This is a genomic window from Vibrio algicola, from assembly GCF_009601765.2.
Taxonomy (GTDB): domain Bacteria; phylum Pseudomonadota; class Gammaproteobacteria; order Enterobacterales; family Vibrionaceae; genus Vibrio; species Vibrio algicola.
In genome coordinates this window covers 869,748-893,085 of sequence record NZ_CP045700.1, presented here as the reverse complement: position 1 = coordinate 893,085, position 23,338 = coordinate 869,748, and the positions used below count along the sequence as shown (strand labels likewise).

25 protein-coding genes and 2 pseudogenes are annotated in these 23,338 nt (G+C 42.3%); 15 read left to right on the top strand and 12 right to left on the bottom strand.

Annotation, left to right across the window (positions count from 1 at the left end):
- Window positions 1-2: 2 nt before the first annotated feature.
- From GFB47_RS15965 to ureG, 9 genes are all read left to right on the top strand, one after another.
- Window positions 3-833, top strand: a complete 831-nt coding sequence (locus GFB47_RS15965; protein WP_153448953.1) for an SDR family oxidoreductase — start codon at window positions 3-5, stop codon at window positions 831-833.
- Window positions 834-937: 104 nt separating this feature from the next.
- On the top strand, window positions 938-1,843 hold the full coding sequence (locus GFB47_RS15960; RefSeq protein ID WP_153448952.1) for an urease accessory protein UreD: 906 nt from the start codon (window positions 938-940) through the stop codon (window positions 1,841-1,843).
- A 22-nt stretch (window positions 1,844-1,865) separates the two neighbouring features.
- Window positions 1,866-2,168: an urease subunit gamma gene (ureA, locus tag GFB47_RS15955; protein WP_153449046.1), complete on the top strand. Its 303-nt coding sequence runs from the start codon at window positions 1,866-1,868 to the stop codon at window positions 2,166-2,168.
- Between the two features lie 9 nt (window positions 2,169-2,177).
- Window positions 2,178-2,525, top strand: coding sequence for an urease subunit beta (locus GFB47_RS15950; protein ID WP_153448951.1), 348 nt, complete (start codon window positions 2,178-2,180; stop codon window positions 2,523-2,525).
- A gap of 187 nt (window positions 2,526-2,712) precedes the next feature.
- Window positions 2,713-4,455, top strand: a complete 1,743-nt coding sequence (gene ureC / locus GFB47_RS15945) for an urease subunit alpha (protein ID WP_153448950.1) — start codon at window positions 2,713-2,715, stop codon at window positions 4,453-4,455.
- Between the two features lie 175 nt (window positions 4,456-4,630).
- Window positions 4,631-5,110, top strand: a complete 480-nt coding sequence (gene ureE / locus GFB47_RS15940) for an urease accessory protein UreE (RefSeq protein ID WP_153448949.1) — start codon at window positions 4,631-4,633, stop codon at window positions 5,108-5,110.
- Window positions 5,111-5,207: 97 nt separating this feature from the next.
- Complete coding sequence (locus GFB47_RS15935) at window positions 5,208-5,810, top strand: HupE/UreJ family protein (protein WP_153448948.1); 603 nt, start codon at window positions 5,208-5,210, stop codon at window positions 5,808-5,810.
- Between the two features lie 12 nt (window positions 5,811-5,822).
- On the top strand, window positions 5,823-6,533 hold the full coding sequence (locus GFB47_RS15930) for an urease accessory protein UreF (RefSeq protein ID WP_153449045.1): 711 nt from the start codon (window positions 5,823-5,825) through the stop codon (window positions 6,531-6,533).
- A gap of 54 nt (window positions 6,534-6,587) precedes the next feature.
- Window positions 6,588-7,223 carry an urease accessory protein UreG gene (ureG, locus tag GFB47_RS15925; RefSeq protein WP_153448947.1) on the top strand — a complete coding sequence of 212 codons (636 nt, stop codon included), beginning with the start codon at window positions 6,588-6,590 and terminating at the stop codon, window positions 7,221-7,223.
- Between the two features lie 78 nt (window positions 7,224-7,301).
- On the opposite strand, the gene GFB47_RS15920 is transcribed toward ureG, so the two are convergent.
- Window positions 7,302-7,919, bottom strand: a complete 618-nt coding sequence (locus tag GFB47_RS15920; RefSeq protein ID WP_153448946.1) for a putative periplasmic lipoprotein — start codon at window positions 7,917-7,919, stop codon at window positions 7,302-7,304.
- Between the two features lie 33 nt (window positions 7,920-7,952).
- Window positions 7,953-8,606, bottom strand: coding sequence for an outer membrane beta-barrel protein (locus GFB47_RS15915; protein ID WP_153448945.1), 654 nt, complete (start codon window positions 8,604-8,606; stop codon window positions 7,953-7,955).
- A gap of 174 nt (window positions 8,607-8,780) precedes the next feature.
- On the opposite strand from GFB47_RS15915, the gene GFB47_RS15910 reads away from it, so the two are divergent.
- The 4 genes from GFB47_RS15910 to GFB47_RS15895 all read left to right on the top strand — a co-directional run bounded on the left by GFB47_RS15910 (window position 8,781) and on the right by GFB47_RS15895 (window position 13,912).
- Entirely contained in the window at window positions 8,781-9,785 is a 1,005-nt protein-coding gene (locus GFB47_RS15910) for a DNA-3-methyladenine glycosylase 2 (protein WP_153448944.1), read from the top strand.
- 138 nt (window positions 9,786-9,923) lie between these two features.
- The gene (locus GFB47_RS15905) at window positions 9,924-11,294 is read left to right on the top strand and encodes an MFS transporter (protein ID WP_153448943.1); all 1,371 of its coding nucleotides are present in this window, start codon (window positions 9,924-9,926) and stop codon (window positions 11,292-11,294) included.
- 149 nt (window positions 11,295-11,443) lie between these two features.
- The gene (locus tag GFB47_RS15900; RefSeq protein ID WP_153448942.1) at window positions 11,444-12,640 is read left to right on the top strand and encodes a DEAD/DEAH box helicase; all 1,197 of its coding nucleotides are present in this window, start codon (window positions 11,444-11,446) and stop codon (window positions 12,638-12,640) included.
- A 765-nt stretch (window positions 12,641-13,405) separates the two neighbouring features.
- The gene (locus tag GFB47_RS15895) at window positions 13,406-13,912 is read left to right on the top strand and encodes a GNAT family N-acetyltransferase (RefSeq protein ID WP_153448941.1); all 507 of its coding nucleotides are present in this window, start codon (window positions 13,406-13,408) and stop codon (window positions 13,910-13,912) included.
- A gap of 15 nt (window positions 13,913-13,927) precedes the next feature.
- Here the strand turns inward: GFB47_RS15895 and GFB47_RS15890 are convergent, their stop codons facing one another.
- The 7 genes and pseudogenes from GFB47_RS15890 to GFB47_RS15860 form a co-directional block, all read right to left on the bottom strand.
- On the bottom strand, window positions 13,928-14,329 hold the full coding sequence (locus tag GFB47_RS15890; protein ID WP_153448940.1) for a ribosome recycling factor family protein: 402 nt from the start codon (window positions 14,327-14,329) through the stop codon (window positions 13,928-13,930).
- Between the two features lie 74 nt (window positions 14,330-14,403).
- Window positions 14,404-15,063: an HAD family hydrolase gene (locus GFB47_RS15885; RefSeq protein WP_153448939.1), complete on the bottom strand. Its 660-nt coding sequence runs from the start codon at window positions 15,061-15,063 to the stop codon at window positions 14,404-14,406.
- 2 nt (window positions 15,064-15,065) lie between these two features.
- On the bottom strand, window positions 15,066-16,112 hold the full coding sequence (locus GFB47_RS15880) for an ABC transporter ATP-binding protein (RefSeq protein WP_153448938.1): 1,047 nt from the start codon (window positions 16,110-16,112) through the stop codon (window positions 15,066-15,068).
- Window positions 16,109-16,903: an ABC transporter permease gene (locus tag GFB47_RS15875; protein ID WP_153449044.1), complete on the bottom strand. Its 795-nt coding sequence runs from the start codon at window positions 16,901-16,903 to the stop codon at window positions 16,109-16,111. The genes GFB47_RS15880 and GFB47_RS15875 overlap by 4 nt, the downstream gene beginning before the upstream one ends.
- Before the next feature lie 4 nt (window positions 16,904-16,907).
- A complete protein-coding gene (locus GFB47_RS15870; RefSeq protein WP_178306548.1) occupies window positions 16,908-17,747 on the bottom strand; it encodes an ABC transporter permease in 840 nt (279 codons plus the stop codon).
- 193 nt (window positions 17,748-17,940) lie between these two features.
- Window positions 17,941-18,747, bottom strand: a pseudogene (locus GFB47_RS15865) (alkaline phosphatase family protein); the annotation flags it as partial.
- A 13-nt stretch (window positions 18,748-18,760) separates the two neighbouring features.
- Window positions 18,761-19,813 carry an ABC transporter substrate-binding protein gene (locus GFB47_RS15860; protein WP_153448935.1) on the bottom strand — a complete coding sequence of 351 codons (1,053 nt, stop codon included), beginning with the start codon at window positions 19,811-19,813 and terminating at the stop codon, window positions 18,761-18,763.
- A 213-nt stretch (window positions 19,814-20,026) separates the two neighbouring features.
- Here GFB47_RS15860 and GFB47_RS15855 point away from each other — a divergent pair, with 213 nt between their 5' ends.
- Window positions 20,027-21,397, top strand: coding sequence for an L-serine ammonia-lyase (locus tag GFB47_RS15855; RefSeq protein WP_153449043.1), 1,371 nt, complete (start codon window positions 20,027-20,029; stop codon window positions 21,395-21,397).
- 95 nt (window positions 21,398-21,492) lie between these two features.
- On the opposite strand, the gene GFB47_RS15850 is transcribed toward GFB47_RS15855, so the two are convergent.
- The gene (locus tag GFB47_RS15850; protein ID WP_153448934.1) at window positions 21,493-21,921 is read right to left on the bottom strand and encodes a helix-turn-helix domain-containing protein; all 429 of its coding nucleotides are present in this window, start codon (window positions 21,919-21,921) and stop codon (window positions 21,493-21,495) included.
- A complete protein-coding gene (locus tag GFB47_RS15845) occupies window positions 21,918-22,229 on the bottom strand; it encodes a type II toxin-antitoxin system HigB family toxin (RefSeq protein ID WP_153448933.1) in 312 nt (103 codons plus the stop codon). The genes GFB47_RS15850 and GFB47_RS15845 overlap by 4 nt, the downstream gene beginning before the upstream one ends.
- 219 nt (window positions 22,230-22,448) lie before the next feature.
- Between GFB47_RS15845 and GFB47_RS15840 the strand changes: the two genes are divergently transcribed.
- Window positions 22,449-23,219 carry a hypothetical protein gene (locus GFB47_RS15840; RefSeq protein ID WP_153448932.1) on the top strand — a complete coding sequence of 257 codons (771 nt, stop codon included), beginning with the start codon at window positions 22,449-22,451 and terminating at the stop codon, window positions 23,217-23,219.
- Here the strand turns inward: GFB47_RS15840 and GFB47_RS16815 are convergent.
- Window positions 23,216-23,326: pseudogene (locus tag GFB47_RS16815) on the bottom strand (type II toxin-antitoxin system ParD family antitoxin); the annotation flags it as partial. The gene GFB47_RS15840 and the pseudogene GFB47_RS16815 overlap by 4 nt on opposite strands.
- Between the last annotated feature and the right edge of the window lie 12 nt (window positions 23,327-23,338).

The following is a 23,338-nucleotide window of genomic DNA, read 5'->3' as shown; positions in this document are numbered from 1 at the left end:
CCGTGACAAAAACGTCCATTCTCATTACAGGTTGCAGCACCGGTATTGGTCGCTATTGCGCCGAGCAACTACATCAAGCGGGTTTTCTTGTGATCGCCAGTTGCCGCAAACAACAAGATGTTAACGAACTTAAAGCGTTAGGGCTCGAGTGTGTGCAACTTGATGTGACCGATGTCGAATCTGTTCAGGCGGGATTAACGCAAACATTGCAGCTCACCGGTGGCAGGCTCGATGTGTTGTTTAATAATGCCGGTTACGGACAAGGCGGGGCGGTAGAAGACTTGCCAACCGATGCCTTGCGGGCGCAATTTGAAACCAACTTATTTGGCTTGCATGAACTGACGCGGGCGGTGATCCCAGTCATGTTAAAGCAGGGGCATGGCAAAATTGTACAAAATAGCTCGGTATTGGGATTGGTAGCCATGAAATATCGTGGCGCTTATGTTGCCAGTAAATTTGCTTTGGAAGGTTACAGCGATGCACTTCGCTTAGAGTTAATGGATACCAATATTGCAGTGAGTTTAATTGAACCCGGTCCGATAGTGAGTCAATTTAGGGCGAATTCGTTACAAGCGGTGCAAACTAATATTGATGTTGAAGGGTCACGTCATCATCAAGGTTATCAAAAAACGGTGGCTCGTTTAGCCAGCGCGGAGGCTCCGACGGGCTTTACCTTAGGACCTGAAGCGGTATTAAAGCCATTGCAGAAAATTTTAGCGAGTCAGCGTCCTAAAGCGAGATATTATGTTACCAAGCCGAGCTATATCTTCGGTTATTTGCGTCGTATTTTATCCGCTAAAATGTTGGATAAAATTGTCGCAAGAGGGAATTAAGCACGAGAGTTTTTATTATCAAAGGATTGATTGAATTTAACTTCACCTCATTTAGGCATGAGAATTGCAAAGCTTTGACATGATAACAAAAGGAGTCGTTATTCATGTCGCTATCATGTATTCCACAAGCGCCTGTTTCTCAAGTGCCCATTTCTCATGTACGAACGTCTCAATCAGACCAGTTGAGTAGTGATGGTTGGAAAGCAGAGTTAGTTTTAGGCTTTACCGATCGTGGCGATAAAACCGTGGTAGGGCACAAAACCCAGCTTGGCCCATTGGCTATTCAGCGCCCGTTATATCCAGAAGGTGATGTTTGCCATACCTATCTTTTACATCCTCCTGGTGGCGTGGTTGGCGGTGATGAACTGCTGATCCAAGCCACAACACATAATGGCGCACATGCTTTAGTGACCACTCCCGGGGCGACAAAATTTTATCGTTCACAAGGTAAAATTGCCCGTCAAAAACAAATCTTAACCGCCAAATCTGGCAGTTGCTTAGAATGGCTACCACAAGAAAACATCTTTTTCCCTACTGGACAAGTGCGAGTTGATACCGATATTCACTTAGAATCCGGCGCACTATTTATGGGTTGGGAGTTGCACTGTTTTGGCCGGCCTGCACTAAATGAGTGCTTTGAAGCAGGAAAAGTATGGGGTAAGACGCAAGTTTTTGTCGACAATAAACCGATTCTCACCGAAAACGTGCAATTGACCGGAGGAGATAAGTCGATATTAAACAGTGGATTACAAGGCTTTCCTATGATGGGTAGCTTTTTCATTACGGTAACCAATGATAATGATATCAATATGGTACAAGACTTGCTTTATGACCTTACAACTAATGATGAATTAGTGATTGGTGCAACTCAAATTAATCAATTAATTGTGGTGCGAGCGTTAGGAAAGTGGACCGAGCCGATGCTAGAAGCGTTCACCTTAATTTGGCAACAATTTAGACTGCAATGGTTTGATTATGTACCTGAACCACCAAGGATTTGGGCGACGTAAATGGACATTCGAAGGACGTAATATGGAACTCACGCCAAGAGAAAAAGACAAATTATTGATTTTTTGTGCTGGCATGTTGGCACAACAACGTAAAGATAAAGGTTTAAAACTCAACTATCCCGAATCAGTTGCCTTACTCAGTAGCGCCATTTTAGAAGGGGCCCGTGAAGGTAAAACCGTTGCCGAACTGATGAATTTTGGTCGCACTATTTTAACCGTTGATGATGTGATGGAAGGTATTCCGTCGATGATCCCAGATGTGCAGGTAGAAGCGACGTTTCCTGATGGAACTAAGCTTGTCACTGTCCATGATCCCATCGTTTAAGGAATCGCTATGAAAACCAATAATGCCAATCCTAATGCTTTTATTCCTGGTCAACTTGTGTCTGGAAAAGGCGAAATTGAGCTGAATGTTGGGCGAGAAACGATTCAAATCAAAGTTGAAAATTTAGGCGATCGCCCTATTCAAGTGGGATCCCATTATCATTTTTTTGAAGTGAATGATGCGTTAAATTTCGACCGAGAGACAGCAAAAGGTTTTCGCCTGAATATTCCAGCCGGGACTGCCACACGTTTTGAACCGGGACAATCAAGAACGGTTGAGTTGGTTGAATATGCCGGTAAGCGTGAAGTCTATGGATTTAAAGGCCGAGTGATGGGACCTGTGGATTCAATGGTTTAAAACCGAGATTTCTTATCTTCTTCGCTTAGGCTCCTGTAGGGAATGACGGGATAGTGAGCCATTAAGTGAAAAATAGACTGCGTCAATTCGGAAGGAAGGGACGAGTTATGCGGGATTTTGCACTGTTTGATAATCTTCAGATTGGTGAGATATAAAAATAAAAGATTCGTTAAAAGGATTTATTACGATGGCAACAATTTCAAAAAGAGCTTATGCCGAGATGTTTGGCCCAACGACTGGTGATCGACTTCGCTTAGCCGATACTGAATTATGGCTTGAAGTTGAAAAAGATTTCACTGTCTATGGCGACGAAGTGAAATTTGGCGGTGGAAAAGTGATTCGTGATGGGCAAGGACAAAGCCAATTAGTCTCTGAATTTACGCCAGATTTAGTGATCACCAATGCCGTGATCCTTGATCATTGGGGCGTGGTAAAAGCGGATATTGGCATTAAAGATGGACGTATCTGCGGCATAGGTAAAGCGGGAAATCCTGATGTGCAACCTAATGTGGATATTGTGATTGGTCCTGGCACCGAGATTATTGCCGCCGAAGGTTCTATTGTCACCGCAGGTGGGATTGATTCTCACATTCACTATATTTGTCCTCAACAAATTGAAGAAGCATTAGCCTCTGGTATTACTACTATGATTGGCGGCGGAACAGGGCCTGCAACCGGAACCAATGCCACTACTTGTACGCCAGGGCCGTGGAACATTCACCGTATGCTTGAGGCGTTAGATGAATTCCCAATGAACTTCGGTTTACTGGGTAAGGGCAATGCCAGTTTACCTGAGCCATTAATCGAACAAGTTGAAGCGGGCGTGATAGGCTTAAAATTACATGAAGACTGGGGCACCACTCCTGCTTCGATTGATAATTGCTTAACCGTGGCCGATCTCACGGATGTACAAGTCGCGATCCATACCGACACATTAAATGAGTCTGGTTTTGTTGAATCGACATTGGCGGCCATTGGCGATCGGGTTATTCATACTTATCACACCGAAGGCGCAGGTGGCGGTCATGCTCCTGATATTATCAAAGCCTGTGGTGAATCTAATATTCTGCCATCTTCTACCAATCCGACTCGTCCTTACACCGTCAATACTGTCGATGAACATTTAGATATGTTGATGGTGTGTCATCATTTATCCCCCTCTATTGCCGAAGATGTGGCGTTTGCGGAATCGCGAATTCGTCGTGAAACCATCGCAGCCGAAGATATTTTGCATGACTTGGGTGCATTTTCGATGATCTCTTCCGATTCTCAAGCCATGGGCCGAGTGGGTGAAGTAGTATTAAGAACATGGCAGACGGCGCACAAAATGAAAGTGCAACGTGGTTCACTTAAAGAGGATCAAACGGACTTCGATGCACAAGAAGAAAAATTTGGACATCAAACACCCAGTGATAACTTCCGTTTGCGTCGATATGTAGCCAAATATACGATAAATCCGGCGATCACGCATGGTATTAGCCATGAAGTGGGCTCGATTGAAACCGGTAAACTAGCTGATTTAGTGTTATGGAAACCGGAATTTTTTGGGGTCAAACCTAGTGCCATTATTAAAGGTGGCATGATTGCAATGGCGCCAATGGGCGATCCTAATGCCTCGATCCCAACCCCACAACCTGTGCATTACCGCCCAATGTTTGGCAGTTATGGTCAAGCTTCTAAACATACCTCTATGCTTTTTGTTTCTAAAGCCGCGCAAGAAAACGATATTTCTGGGCAACTTGGTTTAGGCAGTTTGATTGGTGTAGCTAAAAACTGTCGCAATATTTCTAAAGCGGATATGAAGCTTAACGATTGGCAGCCAAAAATTGAAGTCGATTCACAAACGTATCAAGTGCATGCCGATGGTGAATTACTCACTTGTGAACCGGCAGAAGCATTGCCGATGGCGCAGCGATATTTTCTTTTCTAAATCAGTTGTTATGGTGGAAAGAAGGGACGAGTTGTCCGGATCCTAGACTTTAATGGCGTTGATGATTAAGAGCGAGATCTCGTATCTTCTTCGCTTAGGCTCATGTACGAGATGACGAATAATAACATTCTTCATTTTTAATCTATAAGATAAATAAAATATTAATGGACAGAATATGATCGAACTAACGCAGATCTTAACTGAAACACCCCAGAAAATTGATGGCACATTAAGTCTGCCAATTAACAGCAGAATTAAAAGCCGCTTAAAAGTGGTATTGGATGATGGACGTGATGCCGGCTTGTTTTTACCTCGCGGGAATATTATACGTGGTGGACAAATCGTGAAAAGCCAATGCGGCTTGTACATTGAAATTAAAGCCGCACTAGAAACGGTTTCAACGATCTATTGTCAAGATGCATTGTTATTAAACCGCATGACTTACCATTTAGGAAACCGCCATGTTCCATTGCAAATTGCGCAAGGTTGGGTTCGTTATCAACACGATCACGTATTAGACGATATGGTGATGGGGTTGCATGCCGAGGTTACGGTCGAACAAGCCCCCTTTGAGCCTGAAGATGGGGCTTATGGTGGCCGATCTGGTGGACACAGTCACGGCGAGCATGATGATCAGCACCAACATCATCACTAAATATTTGTGTTACTTGAGGTTGTCGGTTTATTCGACAAGCCATTGCAATTAATCAATAAAATCTAAAACAATTCTAATTTTTAAAAGGACGTTAATTATGAAATTTCGCTTACTCACACTCTCTGCTTTATTTATTGCTCCAGCGGCTTTTGCTCATCCAGGTCATACCCATCACAACGCTTTGGTTGAAGGTATACTGCATCCTCTTACTGGGCTTGATCATTTGGTGATGCTGTTTGGTCTGGGGATTTTGATCAGTTGTATTGCGGCAACAAAATCAGCGGCGCAGTATTCATCCTCAAAACTTAAATTAAGTTTGGGTGCTGCCGCTTTAGTGAGTTTAGCGATTGGTTTGCTGGTCGGTAGTGTGGTTGGCGCGGTAAGTGGTGTTGAATTAATGATTGCGGCTTCTATTTTTGTGGTTGCGCTTGGCATTTGGAATGCCTTTACCAGTCGTGAGTCGATCACTAAATTCTTAGTCACTGCGTCAATTGGCTTGGTCTTTTTCCACGGTTTTGCGCATGGCGTTGAAGCAACCGGAAGCTTAACCGGTTTTGGCGCAGGGATGTTGATCTCGGCGGCGGCGATCATCTTTGCGGGCGAACGTTTATCTCACTTTATTGCCCATTCTGCCTTGGCCAACAAGTGGCTTAGTGGCGGTATTGCTGCATCTGGTGTGGCATTAATGATAGCGTCTTAATTACACATGCCTATGGAATCAGTTAATCACGGCGCGATGAATGATGTCGCATGCTTTCGCTTGTTTCAACTGATCAGCCCTTCTTTGCCGATTGGTGGGTTTACCTACTCACAAGGCTTAGAATGGGCAGTTGAAAAAGGCTGGGTCAGCAATCAACCGCAAATGATGCAATGGCTTGAAATGATGCTTAATAACAGCCTCACTACGTTGGAATTACCGATTGTCGCCAAGTTCTACCAAGCATTAGAACAAGACGATGAAGCCAGTATTCAATATTGGAGTGATTATTTGTATTCATGCCGTGAAACTCGTGAATTACGGGCAGAAGAATTGCAACGAGGCAAGGCGTTATTCACGCTACTAAAGCAATTGGATATTCCGATCAAATCCCGTTGGCAGCCACAAGATAACCCCAATGCTGCGACCCAAAATCAATTGTTAGGTTTTTGTGTTGCCGCCAAACAATGGGGTATTTCATTACATAACTTGCAACAAGGTTATTTATGGAGTTGGGCGGAAAACATGGTCATGGCAGGAGTAAAACTGGTGCCACTGGGTCAAACCGCAGGGCAAAAATCTTTGATTGAGTTAGCCAATTGGTTGCCGCAAGCGATCGAGCGGGCCAATCAAATCCAAGATGACGATATTGGCAGTTTTACGCCCTCGGTTGCCATCGCAAGCAGTTGCCATGAACGGCAATATACAAGATTATTTCGCTCATGATTTTTCGTCGTATTTGCAATTTCAAATAAGATGCTATCAAACAAGGAAGAGAGAATGTCATCACAAGAAACCTACAAACAACCATTACGCATAGGTATTGGTGGTCCGGTTGGATCGGGAAAAACGGCATTATTGGAAGTATTATGTAAAGCAATTCGTGATCGCTTAAACATCGCGGTGGTTACTAATGATATTTACACTCAAGAAGATGCCAAAATCTTAACTCGCGCCGAAGCCTTAGATGCCGACCGTATTATTGGGGTCGAAACGGGTGGTTGCCCACATACGGCGATCCGTGAAGATGCGTCGATGAACTTAGCCGCAGTCGAAGAACTGGCAAAGCGTCATAAAAATTTGGATGTGGTGTTTGTAGAAAGCGGTGGCGATAACTTGAGTGCGACTTTCAGCCCCGAACTTGCCGATCTCACTATCTATGTGATTGATGTAGCCGAAGGCGAGAAGATCCCACGTAAAGGCGGCCCAGGAATTACTCGCTCAGATTTATTGGTGATCAACAAGATCGATCTCGCGCCGTATGTCGGGGCATCGCTTGAAGTGATGGAGTCTGACACGAAACGTATGCGTCCAAACAAACCGTATATCTTCACCAATTTAAAAGAAAGTATTGGCTTAGATTTCATCATTGATTTCATTATTACTGAAGGGATGTTAACGCAGAAACAAGCTTGATTTTTCTGTTAATTTGAAACGCCCTATAACGATAGATCTCTTGGGATTGTTCGTTATAGGGTGTTTTATTTTAATCAGTTAAAGATCTTGATAATAATCATTTTTATCTAATGTTCTTTTAGCTTTACTATCTGCAGAATATTCATTCCAATCTGTTATGTAATCATTTCGTTTTTCAATAATATTATCTTTGTTGTTATTATACCAAGATAACGCCTTGTCAGTTATTAATGCAATATGAGTATTGTTCCATTGATTGAAATTTTTCTTATCTGAGTATGAGTAATCAGCATCTACATTTGGCTTTATTGGCCATAAAGAAAACCTAGCTTTCCAAATGCCCATTCTAGGGGTGACGAGACTATAATATGTTTTTCCTTTAATTATATTAGCACTCATGAAATCAGCTGACTCTCCAATTACCATGAATAGATGAGGACCTGGTTCAGTTTTGTATATAACTTTGGTATTATTGTTTAGTATTCCAACAAAAACAGGGTCATTATTAGGGTTTGTTATATCAAATAATGAAGAACTAATTGCTGCGCCTAAAAGAGAATCTCTCATAAAAACGATTTGTGCTTCATTGGGTGCTGCTTCCTGAACCTTTGACTCTGTTGTCACGTCCATTGGATTAGAAGCACAACCTACAATTAATAATGATATTAACATTATTGCAAATTTAATTTTTTTCATTGTATATCCAAGTTAAAAGTTAAAAGTTAAAAGTTAAAATTTATAAGCCATTCCAAGCATTATAGCTGAAGTATTTAAAGTGTATGCATCGCTATAATCAGTATAGCCACCAATAGTTTCCACTTCGACAAAAGACAAATCCGCTTGATAAAATAAACGTGCTGTTAGGTGAGGAATAAATGTTGGTTGATATTCTAACCCCGCTCCATAGTGTATTCCTACACCACCGCCACTGATTTCATCATAAACAGAATCAGAAGATTCATGTAATTGGAAAGCACTGAGACCAATTAAAACAAATGGGCGTAATCCGTTACTGAAAGTCCAACCTAAATTATTAGATATTGAAAATGAAGCAGGAGATAAAGTTTTTTCGCCACGGTTGTTTTTCAAATCACCGTATTGGGTGTATCCTAGTTCAATACCATATACACGGTTAACATAATAACCAGCATAGAGACTAAACCCTATACCTGTAACATCATCAACCGCAGAGCTTGAATCGTTGTTATATTCAATACCACCAGAACTATTATTAGATACTTGATAATCTTCAGACAATCCACTGTCAGTGAAGTTAGATTTTAAAGATAAACTTCCACCTATATATGCGCCATTCTCATTAGCGAAAGTAAATCCAGAAAAAGCTAAAGTAGTAATTAGTATTGAAATTGAGTTTTTTATCATTTATGTATCCCATGTTGATAATGAACTGTGAACACCGCAATGCTACAGTGTTTTATATTATGTAACTTGATGTGTATCAATAGAATTCAACAATTAAAAACTATGTTTTTTTAATTTAAGTGCCAGAAACTTAGTTATCAAGTAGGATAGCCACTCAATTAAAAAGGCTATTCTATGACTAATATCCCTATTTGTTCATTTACTTCACCTCACACTCATACCCAAACATTGGATTGCCCAAGCGATTTTGATTACGCTTTTATGTTGTCGTTTATCCAGCCAAGAATGATTGTTGGGGTGGAGTCGGTGGTTGATAATGTTTATGCGCGCAGCTTTCGATTTGTTGCTGACAGTAGCACTCATCATGATACCGATACCACCGATAGCGGTTGCGACAATAGTTCCAATAACGTCATCGATAACAGCGGCGATAATAACAGCCGTCAAATGCATACTGGTCGTATTCAAGTCGCGTATTTAACCAAATCCAATCAGTTAGAAGTGACTATTGTTTGCAATCATCCCGCAGCGGTTGAGCCGGTATTAAAGCGGATTCGATTTATGTTTGATCTGGATACCGATATGAGCGAAATCGAATCTAAGTTAAAACATGATCAAGTGCTACAGCGAGGCTTTGTGAATGGGCATGTACCAAGAATGCCAAAAGCGTTTGATTCATTTGAATTTTGCGTTCGCGCTATTTTAGGTCAACAAGTCTCTGTTAAAGCGGCCACCACGTTGGCCGGCAGAGTGGCGCATGCTGCAGATTTACAAACGCCGGCGAGCTTTCCTCGTGAGTTAGATTGTTTCTTCCCACAACTTACCGATGTGATCGATTTATCATTTGAAGGTTTAGGATTAACTAAGACCCGCATTGGCACTTTAATTACCGTGATCCAAGCACTGCAAGGTCAGTTGATTAGCCTGAATAAAGACCAAGTATTTGAAGATTATTTACAACAATGGACCGCATTAAAAGGAGTAGGGCCATGGACGGCAAATTATCTCGCCATGCGCGGTTTAGGTATTCAAGATAGCTTCCCTGATAAAGACTTAGGGGTATTAAAAGCATTGGCTGTAGAAGGTGACTATCCCTCACGCAAAGTGGTGTTGCAACAAGCTGAGGCGTGGCAACCGTATCGAGCTTATGCCACCTTGTGTTTGTGGAATGGACTGTAAATAAAATGGGTTATAAATAAGTGCGAGTTTGATCACGTTTTAATTTACAAAATGTGGCAATAGGCAGAGAATTACCCCTCTTTTCAACGATTTGATTTTGTTCGTTTTTACTTTTTAATTCGCAGGTTTATATTCCTCATGGATAACAAATATCCCGATGGGTTACCCAACCCACAACGTCTTGGCGCGATCCTCACGATTGCGTTTGGTATTACCATGGCGGTGCTGGATGGCGCGATTGCTAACGTCGCGCTTCCGACTATTGCGCGTGATTTAAGTGCCAGCCCAGCCGAATCGATTTGGGTGGTGAACAGCTACCAAATTTCGATCATCATTTCATTACTGCCGATGTCCTTTATTGGTGACATTGTCGGCTATCGTCGGGTATATCAAGTCGGTTTAGTGCTATTTTGCTTAACATCGGTGTTTTGCGCGCTCTCGACCTCTTTAGAAATGTTGATGTTAGCCCGAGTGCTACAAGGCTTTGGCGGCGCGGCATTAATGAGTGTCAATATTGCTTTAATCCGCCTGATTTATCCTAAGCGTTTTCTTGGCCGAGGCATGGGGATCAACTCTTTTGTGGTGGCCGTATCTTCTGCCGCAGGGCCGACGGTGGCCGCCGCAGTTTTATCGGTCGCGTCTTGGAAATGGCTCTTTTTAATTAACGTGCCGATTGGAATGATTTCTTTAGCATTAGCGCTGAAATATTTACCACCTAATTTGAAAAAATCCATTGGGCAACGGTTTGATATTCCTAGCGCAATTATGAATGCGTTATTCTTTGGTCTATTAATTGCCGCGATTACTGGTTTCTCGCAAGGGCAACCTCTGACCATTGTGAGCGTTGAGTTAGTCGCGGTGGTGATTGTTGGCTTCTTTTTTGTGCGTCGTCAGCTCTCTATGGGGTTCCCGTTATTGCCGGTGGATTTACTGAGGATCCCAATTTTTTCACTCTCAATGGGGACGTCAGTATCATCGTTTATCGCTCAAATGTTAGCGTTAGTTTCGCTGCCGTTTTTCTTACAGACGGTATTAGATCGCAGTGAAGTAGCCACCGGATTATTGTTAACCCCATGGCCACTGGCAACCATGATCGCCGCGCCACTTTCGGGTTATTTACTGGAGCGTTTCCATGCTGGTTTACTTGGCGGTGTGGGCTTAGGGATATTTGCTTGCGGTCTATTTGGCTTAGTGTTGTTACCGCATAATCCAAGTGATTTTGATATTGTCTGGCGAATGGCTCTGTGTGGTTTTGGTTTTGGTATTTTCCAAACGCCGAATAATCACACCATTATTTCATCGGCTCCACGCGATCGAAGTGGTGGGGCTAGTGGTATGTTAGGCACGGCGCGCCTGCTTGGGCAAAGTGTCGGTGCGGCGCTGGTGGCGTTAATGTTTAATATGTTCCACGATAACGGCACTCACGCTTCGCTGATTTTAGCGGGCAGTTTTGCTGTTGTTGCTGCGGTTGTGAGTAGCTTGCGAGTGACGCAACCTCGAGTCGATTAAACCAGTACTTATAGCAATACAATCTTCAAATTGGGCTTGAGTGTTAACAGCATTTAAGCCCAAATTCAGATAACATCTGCCCTCTAAAACCGCTACACTATAGTGATATAGCAAATCCCTGTTTTATTTTTCCATTACTGAGATCTTCCATGCCATTTTCTTCTTTTGGGTTAAGCGATCCAATTTTAAAAGCCGTTGCCGAACAAGGTTACGATAAGCCAACCGACATCCAGACTAAATCCATTCCAGTGGTTTTACGCGGTGAAAATCTGATCGCAGCAGCGCAAACCGGTACTGGTAAAACCGCCAGTTTTGTATTGCCAATCCTAGAGATGCTAAGCAAAGGCCAGACGCAGCGTAAAAAACGTATTCGCGCGTTGATCTTAGTGCCAACTCGCGAACTTGCGATCCAAGTTGAAGAGAATATTCAAGCCTACGGAAAATACTTAGAATTGACGTCTCTTGCCATGTACGGTGGCGTCGATTATGCGCCACAAAAGCAAGCCTTGATTGATGGTGTGGATATTTTAGTGGCCACCCCTGGGCGTTTGATTGATTTATACGGTCAACATTCTGTTCATTTTGATGAAGTTGAAATGCTGGTGCTCGATGAAGCGGACCGCATGCTTGATATGGGCTTTATTGAAGACATCAACAAGATCATCGCACGTTTACCAGAAAATATTCAGAATCTATTATTCTCAGCCACGCTATCGAACCCAGTGCGTGATCTGGCTCGTACTGCCATTAATGATCCAACTGAGATCTCGATTGCCAAACACAGCGCCTCGAAAGATTCGATCAATCAATACATGATCACGGTAGATAAAGACAAAAAGTCTGCATTATTGACCCATTTACTCACCGAGCGTGATTGGTCTCAAGCGTTGATTTTCATCGGTACTAAACATGGCGCTGCCAAATTAGTCTCGCAACTTGAAAAGCGCGGCATTGCAGCAGAAGCTATTCACAGTGGTCGTAATCAAGCCTCACGCGCGCGGGTATTAGATGAGTTTAAAGCTGGAACCGTGAAGTATTTAGTTGCGACAGGCGTTGCAGCGCGTGGTATCGATATCGACGACCTGCCGTGCGTAATTAACTACGATATGCCATTCCCAGCCGATGACTATGTACACCGTATTGGTCGTACTGGACGTGCGGGTTCAAAAGGTGAAGCGGTATCTTTGGTATCACGAGACGACTTTAAAAACTTATGCATGATTGAAAGTCGTTTAGGGCACTTGATCAAGCGTAAAACCGTTGAAGGCTTTACTCCAATCAAAGACGTGCCAATTTCAGTCTTGAACTATGTGCCAAAGCATAAGCGCGCTAAGCAACAAGACTAAAACGCTGTTCTTTCTCTTGCTTTAGAGTTAAATCCCAAACGCCATGTTGTGACTCCTTGATTGAGGATCGCAGCATGGCGTTTTTTGCTATGTGGGATTTATTTCTTCTCAGAAAACGGTTATTGCGGAAACGAGGCACGAGTTATCCGTAATCTCTTAGATTAATGAAACTAGCGAGAAAGCGAGAATATTCAAGTATGGAACAGTCGTGGTTTATTTGAATATTGATTGAGTGGTGAGTTCACCACACAGCCTTCGGCGACCAACCTTTTTTCAACAGCCAAAAAAGGTGGCAAAAAGGCCGCTGCTAGAAATTTTGTTGTTCTTGGTTGCAATACTCTATTTTTGATAGCGGCTTAAAGCTCACATCCCTGTGCGCAAGAAGCCTCACCAATCATCCATGATTGTTGTATCAAATCGAGTATTTTCACCAAGCAATATTTAGGCAGTATTGGAACACTCTTACCTGTAAATCATGGAGTTAAGTTTCGTTATTTCGGAAACGAGGCACGAGTTATCCGTAATCTCATTAGATTAATGAAACTAGCGAGAAAGCGAAATATGGTATTTTCTTCGCTTTAGTTCTTGTACGGAATGATGAAATATTTATATTCTCGCTTTCCTTATAATATTAATTAAATGTTTAAAAAGGATTGTCATTAGCGTATTTTATGGTGACTAATTGAACAATTAGCAGTAACAATGTAGGTATTACATTATGAATGCTCTTTTAAATTCACGCTATTAACACACTTAGGGGAAAAAATGATATTTAGTATCAGAACGGCACTGATGGGTGATGCAGAATCAATTAGTAACTTAATTGTACCGCTGACACGAAAATACGTTTGTCCAGACTGCGATGTATCAGTGCATGATGTTTTACTAGCTTCGATGTCTACGGATAGAATTAAGTTATATTTATCGAGTAATTATTCATATTTAGTTGCGATATCTGATAATAACGAAGTGATCGGCGTTGTAGGTATTCGTGATAATTCTCACCTATTTCATTTGTTTGTTCATGATAGTTTCCAAGGTATCGGACTATCACGCAAACTTTGGGAGGTAGCTAAAAATCTAGCGATGAAAAATGGGAACAGAGGACGTTTTACTGTTAATTCAGCACTCCGTGCAGAGCAGATCTACAAAAATTTCGGATTTAATCGTATTGATGGTGTGAGGCGTGAAAAAGGTATGGTAGATATCCCGATGGTGATGGATAAAGTGTGCGGAGATGTTATTTCAACAGACTCTAGTTCTGTTATATAAAATCAAATGAAGCTCTCAATCAAAATCCTGCATTTCAAATCGGACACTGCGTGCTTGCGCCATGGTGCAGTCGGTGATGGCCATTAACTCATTTAATGTGATATCTGGATTACTTTGAATTAACGCTGCCAATTTATCGGCCATGCTGGGTGGTGGTTGACTATCTTCCTCTGAGATTAACGCTGTGTTTATTCCGTCGGTGATTTTTTTGATCAAATAACTCATCGTGTCTGGTTCGGTTGCGGTCAGGGTTTCGATTAATTCTGACAGCGGTTCGACTTCACCTTGCAGTTGCCAATTTCTTGAGCGACGAATACGTTTAAGTTCACACCCTAATTTGAGTGCGATGGTTTTTGCTTGTTTAACTCGAACACCACCAATGCGGTGGATGAGTGAGGGCAGTGCAATAGTGATCATGCGGCTATGATAAAGAAAAACGCCCACAATGACGATGGGCGATTTGGATGCGTTGGCGACGATTTAGTTCGGGCTTAACCCCAATGTAATATTTGCCACGGTTTACCTTGCGCTTGTTTTTCTAATCTTTCACATGGATTGACCAAATAAGCGAAATCGGCGTATTGACACAAAGGTAAATCATTGATCGAATCGGTGTAGAAATGCACGGCTGAGAAGGTTTCATGGTGCTGCTGACACCATTGTTGTAGTCGAGTTACTTTCCCTTGTTGATAAGTTGGCGTGCCTAGAATTGTGGCAGTAAATCGACCTTGTTGCTCAACCAAATCAATACCAATCGCATGTGGGATATCAATGCGTTTAGCGACCGCTGTTACTAGAAATGAAACCGAAGCGGAAATGATCAACATCACTTGTTGCCGTTGATGAAGTTGCTCAATTAATATTTTAGCTTGAGGGAACAATAAAGGCAGTATTTTTTCCTCAACACATTGATCGGCCAGTTGTGATACTTGTTGTACGCTTAAATGGCTGATCGGTTGAATTGAAAAGGCTAAATATTGTTGCATATCCAATTCACCTTTAGCATACAGCGCCATTAATCGTTTATCTTCGGTAATAAAACCTGGTTGAGTGGCAATGCCTTGCTCAACCAAAAACTCATGCCAAAGCATCGCGCAGTCGGCGTTGATTAATGTTTCGTCCATATCAAAAACAATCAATGAATTAGGCATTGTTACGCTCTCACGGGTTGAATTTCGTTAAGGTTAAATCGTAAATGCAATTGATGACCATTAGCAAGCAGCCTTTCTGATGAACGATTGAGTAAATCGACGGTTAAATGGCAATCTTGGCAGTTTTCCATCGCGACACGATAACGAATAACATTACCTAATAATTGCTGATGTTGAATGGTGGCTTTTAATGGCAGAGAAATATGCTCAGGATAATGACGACCCACTTCTTCGACATAGATTGATTCTGGGCGTATGGCGAGTTTCTTTTGGGTATCCATGTTGAACAGTTGTTTGGCTTGCTTGGCTTCCATTAAATTGTAATGACCCATAAACCCAGCCACAAATTCGTTTTCCGGTTGGGTGTAGATTTGCTCTGGTGTTCCTTGCTGTACAATTTCACCATTATTCATTAAGAAAATCCGATCGGACATGATCATCGCTTCTTCTTGATCATGAGTCACAAAAACCGTGGTGAGGTTTAACTCTTTTTGAATATCACGGATTTGCTGCCTTAAACGTTTTCGGATCTTGGCGTCGAGGGCTGAAAGCGGTTCATCGAGTAATAAAATTCTAGGCTTAACCACTAACGCGCGTGCAAGGGCGACTCGTTGTCGTTGTCCACCTGATAATTGATGCGGGTAATAGGCTTCTTTGCCGGATAAATCGACCAATTGGATCACTTTTTCGACGTCTTTTTTAATGGTGTTGGCATCAAGTTTTTTCATTTTTAAGCCAAAGGCAATATTGGCTTCGACCGTCATATTAGGAAAAAGAGCATAAGATTGAAACACCATACCGATGCCTCGCTCTTGTGGGGTTTGATGAGTAATATCCTCACCATTTACTAATATCGTGCCATTATCGACCGGATTTAAACCCGCTAGACTGCGCAGTAAGGTGGATTTTCCGCAACCACTTGGCCCAAGTAAGGTAACAAATTCACCTTGTTTTATGCCAAATTCAATACCTTCAAATACGGTATTTTGACCAAAGCGTTTTGTGAGATTGGAAACGGTGACGTAATCTGTTTTTGAATAGGTATTCATGATTTTTCCTCTTGGCTAAAGCGACTGGCAAGCCAAGTCATTACAAAAATAAATAAGAAATAGGTCATCACTAAAGCAGAAGTAAAGTGGCCGCTGGTTTGACGCATGTTGTAGAGATAAATTTGCATGGTTTCAAAGCGCGTACCGACCAAAATATTGGCAAATACGAACTCGCCTAATAAGAAAGAGAATGAGATAAACAAAGAAGCCAATAGCCCTTTTTTCAAGTTAGGCAACACAATTAAAAAGAAAGCTCTTGGGGTGCTGGCGCCAAGTAAATGCGCTGCATCCATTAAGTCGTGTAAATTGATGGCGCTAAAGCTGTTGGAGATCGCGCGATACATGAAAGGCAAGGCGATGGTGAAGTAAGTGCCAATCAAAATCCAAGGGGTGCCAACCAATGGAATGGCGCTGTCGGAATAAAGTTGTAATAAACCGACTGATGACACCACGGGCGGCACCGCAAATGGCAGTAATATCAAAATGTTCATTACTTTATCCATTTTTGGGAAGTAATAAAACACCACGAAAATAGTCGGCAGAATTAACACCACACTCAAGAGTAGTGAGCTAAAGCCTAAGATTAACGAGCGCCCAAATGCAGCAATAAATCGGTCATCGGTTAATAATTGATAATACCAATCAAAAGTTAAACCGTCGGGTAATATGGTGGCTCCCCAACGGGATGAAAATGAATACAACAGTGTGGCAAGGATCGGTAATAACATGACCCCAACAATGCCGTAAACGATAAATTTATGGATCAATACACTGGAAGATGAAGGGAGCATCGTTTTAGTGTTTAACATGGTAACTCCTTGAAATTAACCATTGATTAATCACAGTAATAAAGGCTAACAAGGCAAGCAGTAATACTGAAATTGCCGCAGCTAAATTAGGCTCTAGGAATAAATCTCCCGATACCAGACTGGCAATGCGTATGGTGACAAGGTTGTAACTGCCACCGGTTAACGCATACACGCTGGCATACGCGCCAATTGCATTGGCAATTAAAATGATAAAGGTTCCTAGCAATGCAGGGGTTAAAACTGGCAGCGCGATCCGCCACCAATATTGATAGGTGTTGGCTCCCAGTAACGCGGCGGCTTCTTTCCAATCGGGTTTTAGGCTGTCAAAAGCGGGATAGAGCAGTAATACCGCTAATGGAATTTGGAAGTAAACATAGATGGCTAATAATCCCCATTTTCCGTAAAGATTAAAGTCATCGATCAATCCATATTGCTTTAGTAACAAGGTGAGCGCGCCATTCACGCCTAGAATAATGATAAAAGCGAATGAGAGCGGCACTCCGGAAAAATTACTGCTCATATTGGTAAAGGCAATCACACAATCACGGATCTTATTGTCTAGATGTCGTAATGACGAAACCAGTAAAGCGGCGATCACTAAACCTAAAATACTCGCCCAAGCGGACAACCAAATACTGTTACTGAAACCTTGCAGCATAAACTTAGAATTAAGAATGTCATGATAATTTGTTACCGACCATTCACCGTCATAAATAAAGCTATTGACCAAGACCCAAAACATGGGCGCTAGTTGAAATAAATAGAAAACCACTGAGAATGGAATAAACCACAGTGCAGGCTTAAAGCGCTTCAACCAAACCGACATTGTTGATTTAACGGGTTTACTTGCTGGATTGTTAGAGCCGTTTTCGGATTGTTTTTCATAGTGTGCTTCAGCTTTTTTTACTGATAACTGGCTGATATCAATACTACTTCTGGTCATGGTTTGAGGCCGTATTGTTGGTTGATGAAGACGCTGCCAATGTACAGGTGGCATCGGTCGTAAAAAAGGACGAGTAATAAGCCTTGTTGTGGTTTAACCCCAGCAATTGGCATACGCTGCCACAGATCTCAGTTTGTTTTATTGTTGCAGGGAGTGCCTCTTTATTGGTTGGAGCTTGATGGTTAAACGCATCGCCAATCACAAATAAAGGCACTTCTCGTTCCTGTGGCAAAATACCGCCATGAGACAAATCATTATTCATACCGTGATCACTAGTGACCAATATTTGATAGCCATCGCTTAACCACTGGTCGATGTAATTGGAAAGGTGGATATCGGCAGCGCGAGCGCAGTTACGATATTGGCGCGAATCTAAGCCAAATTTATGCCCTGTATCATCAATGTTCATTGGGTGTATTAACAAAAAATCGGGTTGATAACGGCGACGTAAATAGTCGGCATCAAGAAATAACGCTTCATCGGGATAATGGTCCCAGTGATAAAAATAACCATGTTGAATATTCATCGATGTATTATGAGTAAATCTATCTCGAACTGCATCATAAGGGGCTTGGTTGTACAACTCGCTCATCCAATGATAGGCAGCAGCAGCGGTTACTTTCCCTTGTTGCTTGGCTAAACTGAATACGGACTCATGCTTAGATAAGCGAACAATTTGATTATTCACGATGCCGCTATCTACAGGTCGAACGCCGGTTAAAAGGCATTCATAAAGAGGCCGAGACATTGAAGGTAGCTCGGATTGAAGTTGAAATAGTGTTGCTCGATTTTGCTCAATTAATCCATTTAAGTAGCCCATACAATCATGAGCTACTTGGTAATTGAGGCCATCGAGGAGCACTAAGATGACCTTGTGATTCATGCTATTTCCTACACTATTGCTGACTGATTAACACGTTTTCTTGCCATTGACGCGGCAATTGACGGGCTGATTTTTCCCATGCCGCAAAGTCGCTGACTGGGTGAACATGAGTGTATTGAGAGTTAGGCAATAATTTATCTTGAATCGCTTGTGGCAACTTAACACTGGTGCGGATAGGGCGGGCATAACCATCGGCTAAATTGATTTGGCCTTTATCGCTAAAGATATATTCACGCGCCAGTTTGGCGGCATTCGGGTTTTTAGCGTATTTATTGATGATGGTGGTGTAACCGGAAATAACTGAACCGTCTTGAGGAATGCTCACCGTAAAACGGCTACGGTCGATTTGGTCACGGTAGTTAAGCGCATTGAAATCCCACAAAATGGCAACTTCGACTTCGCCTTTTTCAAGGTTAGCAACACTTGGGTCGGTAAAAGATAAACGACCTTGTTTAGCGAGTTTGGCAAATAAATCAAGCGCAGGTTGCAGGTTTTTCTCACTGCCACCTTTAGCGAAGGCTGCCGCTAGAACGGCGTTATTGGCTTGCGCGGCAACACCCACATCTCCTACGGTGACTTTGTAATCGCCTTTTAACAGGTCATCCCATGTTTTTGGTGGGTTTTTAACCAGATTATTATTGGAAATAAAAGAGATAGTGCCGGTATAAGCCAGTGCCCAATTACCTTCTTTGTCTTTTGCCCAATCTGGGATGCTGTCCCATGTGGTCGGTTTATATGGTTGAGTGACACCTTTTTTGACCGCGATACGTGCAAATGCAAAACCGACATCACCAATATCGGCGGTGGCGTTGTTTTTTTCGGCATCAAACTTTGCGATCTCTTGCGCCGAACTCATATCGGTATCTTGATGCTTTAAGCCATATTGTTGTTGCAAGTCTTGCCAAGTGCCTTTCCAGTTAGCCCAAGTATCTGGCATGCCAATACTGTAAACCTGACCTTCTTTTTTAGCGGCATCAATTAAAGGTTGGATGTCATTATTTTGGGCGAAAGTATGGGCAGAAAAAAGCGTTGCCATTAAAGTGGTACTGATTAACAAACGTTTCATAGTGTCGATTCCTTTGGACTAGGTCAGTAAATACAGCGTGGTAAGTAAGTACATAACGCATCCTAGACAACAAATGTGACACTTTGCCTGCAGTTATCTTTCAGTTTTTAGTTGATTCGATGTCATTTATATTTCATTTCATTTTTTAAGCATCACCTATTAACAAATTTAACTATAATATTCATAGTGGCTATGATTTATTTTGAGGTAATGATGTTATCCATTTTTGATATTTTTAAGATAGGCGTTGGGCCGTCCAGTTCTCACACCAATGGCCCTATGATCGCAGGGTTTCAATTCAGTCAATTAATGCAACCGCACTTAGACAATGTCAGTCGTATTCGGGTCGATTTATACGGTTCATTGTCGTTAACCGGCATTGGTCATCATACCGATCGAGCAGTAATTCTGGGCGTGCTGGGGAATCGTCCCGACGCCATTGATATCGCTGCGGCCAATCAAACTTTAAAGGTGGCATTAGAGCGTCAGCAGTTAGCTTTAAGTGACACGAATAGCATTGAGTTTGATTACGATAGCGACATTCAATTTCTTAAAACCAACTTACCTCTGCATGAAAATGGCATGGTGATCACCGCGTTAAATAAACATGATCAAGAGCTAGTCAGTGAAATTTATTATTCGATCGGTGGCGGGTTTATTCTTACCTCGACTCAAATGCAAAATAGAGGAAAAGAGGAAACGGTGGCGGTGGAGTTTCCTTTCCATGACGCCGAATCGATGTTGCAACAAGCGGATAGCCATAACTTATCGTTAGCCAAAATGGTGTTGCGTAATGAATTGTCATTTTTTGAAATGGACGCCATTCGGACTAAATCAGATCAAATTTGGCAAGTGATGAGTCAGTGCATGCAACGCGGTTTTGAAACGGAAGGTATTTTAGACGGCGGATTAGGGGTGGTACGTCGTGCGCCAAACTTACGCATGCGTTTAGAAAGTGGCTCCCATTTAAGTACCGATCCAATGGAAATTATGGATTGGATTAACTTGTTCGCCTTTGCCGTCAGTGAAGAAAATGCCGCGGGTGGTCAAGTGGTGACTTCTCCTACCAATGGTGCCGCTGGCGTGATCCCTGCAGTATTGATGTACTATCATCGTTTTATTGAAGCGTTAAATACCAATAAGTTAATCGACTTTTTTGCAATTGCAGGGGCGATCGGCATTTTATACAAAACCAATGCCTCGATTTCTGGTGCGGAAGTTGGCTGCCAAGGTGAGATCGGCGTGTCATCATCGATGGCTGCGGCTGGTTTAGCCGCGTTATGCGGTGGCACTAACGAGCAAATTTGCGTGGCGGCAGAAATTGCAATGGAACATTCACTCGGCATGACTTGCGATCCGATTGGCGGCTTAGTGCAAGTGCCCTGTATTGAACGTAACGCTATGGGCGCAATGAAGGCCATCAATGCTTCGCGTATGGCATTAAGGCGCAACAGTAAAAGCGTGGTATCGCTAGACAAAGTGATCGCGACCATGTTTGAAACCGGCAAAGACATGAACCGAAAATACCGAGAAACCTCACTCGGCGGCTTGGCTTTGATCCATTTAGCGCCCCCATGTGAGTGATGTCCTGAATGGGTGAATTTACACTGTAAAGAGTGGTTTTTTGGGAGAGCGAATATCCGGCCGCGATTCATGCCAAATAGCGGCCAAGTTCGGTTTTATACGCTAGCAAAAAATAACGCAGGGCTAATGTTATATTTAGAAGAAATGGCTTGGATGTGTTCTTTGGTTAGCTTTCGCGACCCATTTAAGATCATCGATACCAAGCTTTTTCCGCCGATAACATCTTTTAGATCGTCAGCTTTCAATTGGTATTGATCCATTAATACTCGCAAAGTCGCAACGCCGTTATCTAAACCTTCAATCCGACGATTAAATTCGGCAAACTCATCCGCATTATCTTCCCAACGCTCTATTGATACTGCGAGAACTTCGATTAAAGGCTTATAAAGATCATACTCCTCAATGAGTTCTTCCATCAGCGCTAATGCTTCTGTGTATTCTTCATCGTTGGAGATATGACCGACAAAGCTTGCCATGGTAAATAGTTCTAATGCTGTTGATTTTAGTTGATTGAAATTTTTCATTTGGACTCCTTGGCATACCTTGAGCATAGCTTGTCGTATTCAGCATGAGGGACAATACACTTTACGAACATTCGATGATCTCTAAATTCAATGAAGGTGATTAGACGTAAATTATTGCCACCGATATCTAAAACATACCATTTATCTTTGTATTTAAAGTTATCTAAACTAGGGTATACATTTTTCATCTCTAAAGGATTTGAGAAGTTGTTATTTTTTAATGATTTATATAATGCATCGATCGCGGTAGCATCATTAGGATATTTTCGAGATGCATCACTAAATGGCTTTCTTGATATGACGTGCATAAAACCCCTCTTGGTTCACTAAATGTGAATATAGCATCAAATTACACCATTCACAAATTGTGAACCCAGTTGTTATTCGACGCGATTGTTATTAAATACAATAGTTATTAAATACGACTGCTATTTATGTTCCTTAAATTCGAGTCTTAGTGATAAAAGTTCAGCTTTGATCCGTGCTAACATGCCACTACTTCTAACTTCCGACCTACATGCCATTTTATGCTGATTTTCGCGATTGCTTTTCTATTACTACTTAGCCCTATCACGCTGCTGATTGTTGTCCATCAAGGGCTAAGCCGTGCGCTTGGGCGTAAGATTGCGCAGCGTCCTTTGTCTAAAGGGATGTTTTATGCATCGGCGATGTTTGGGACGCCATTGCATGAGTTATCCCACGCGGTGATGGCGTTGTTGTTTAGGCATAAAATTCACAAGATAAAATTTTTCCAGTTTGGTCAAGATGGACGCTTAGGTTATGTCGAACATAATTGGAATCGACGCTCGATATATCAATCGGTAGGGATGTTCTTTATTGCGATAGCGCCCATGCTGGTGGCGATGTTGGCACTATGGGGGCTGGCGACTCATCTTGACATTCACTTAGTTGAATCCAGTCGCCGTCACTTATTTACCCCATCATTGTTAGAGTTGGTCTCGTCGATTTGGCAGCATGCGTTGATGTTATGGGGGCAGATTTTTACTTTTTCGACCACCAGTTGGCTCAATGTCTTGTGGTTATTATTGGCCTCATTGGTGTGTTTTCATTGCGTGCCGAGTACTGCGGATTTTAAACACGCATTGAAAGGGGGCCTGCTGGTTGGCGCGGTATTATGCGCGGCATGGTTTGCCTCGATTTACTTACTATCCAATCAAAGCGAACTACTTGGTTGGACGTTTCATGTGTGGCTGAACATCTCAGCTTTTACCTTAGTGATCTCGGTTTTAACTATGGTTTGGTGGTTGGTATTGTGGTTGTTGAGTTTGGTGGGTTAATCTGAAAGGTTTTCTTTCTGCTGTTCGCTATCAAGTTCATTGATAAACGAGTCAAAATCATGATCAGCAATGCCGCTTTTTTCACCTTTAATAAGTAAGTGCTTTAATGTATCCACTCG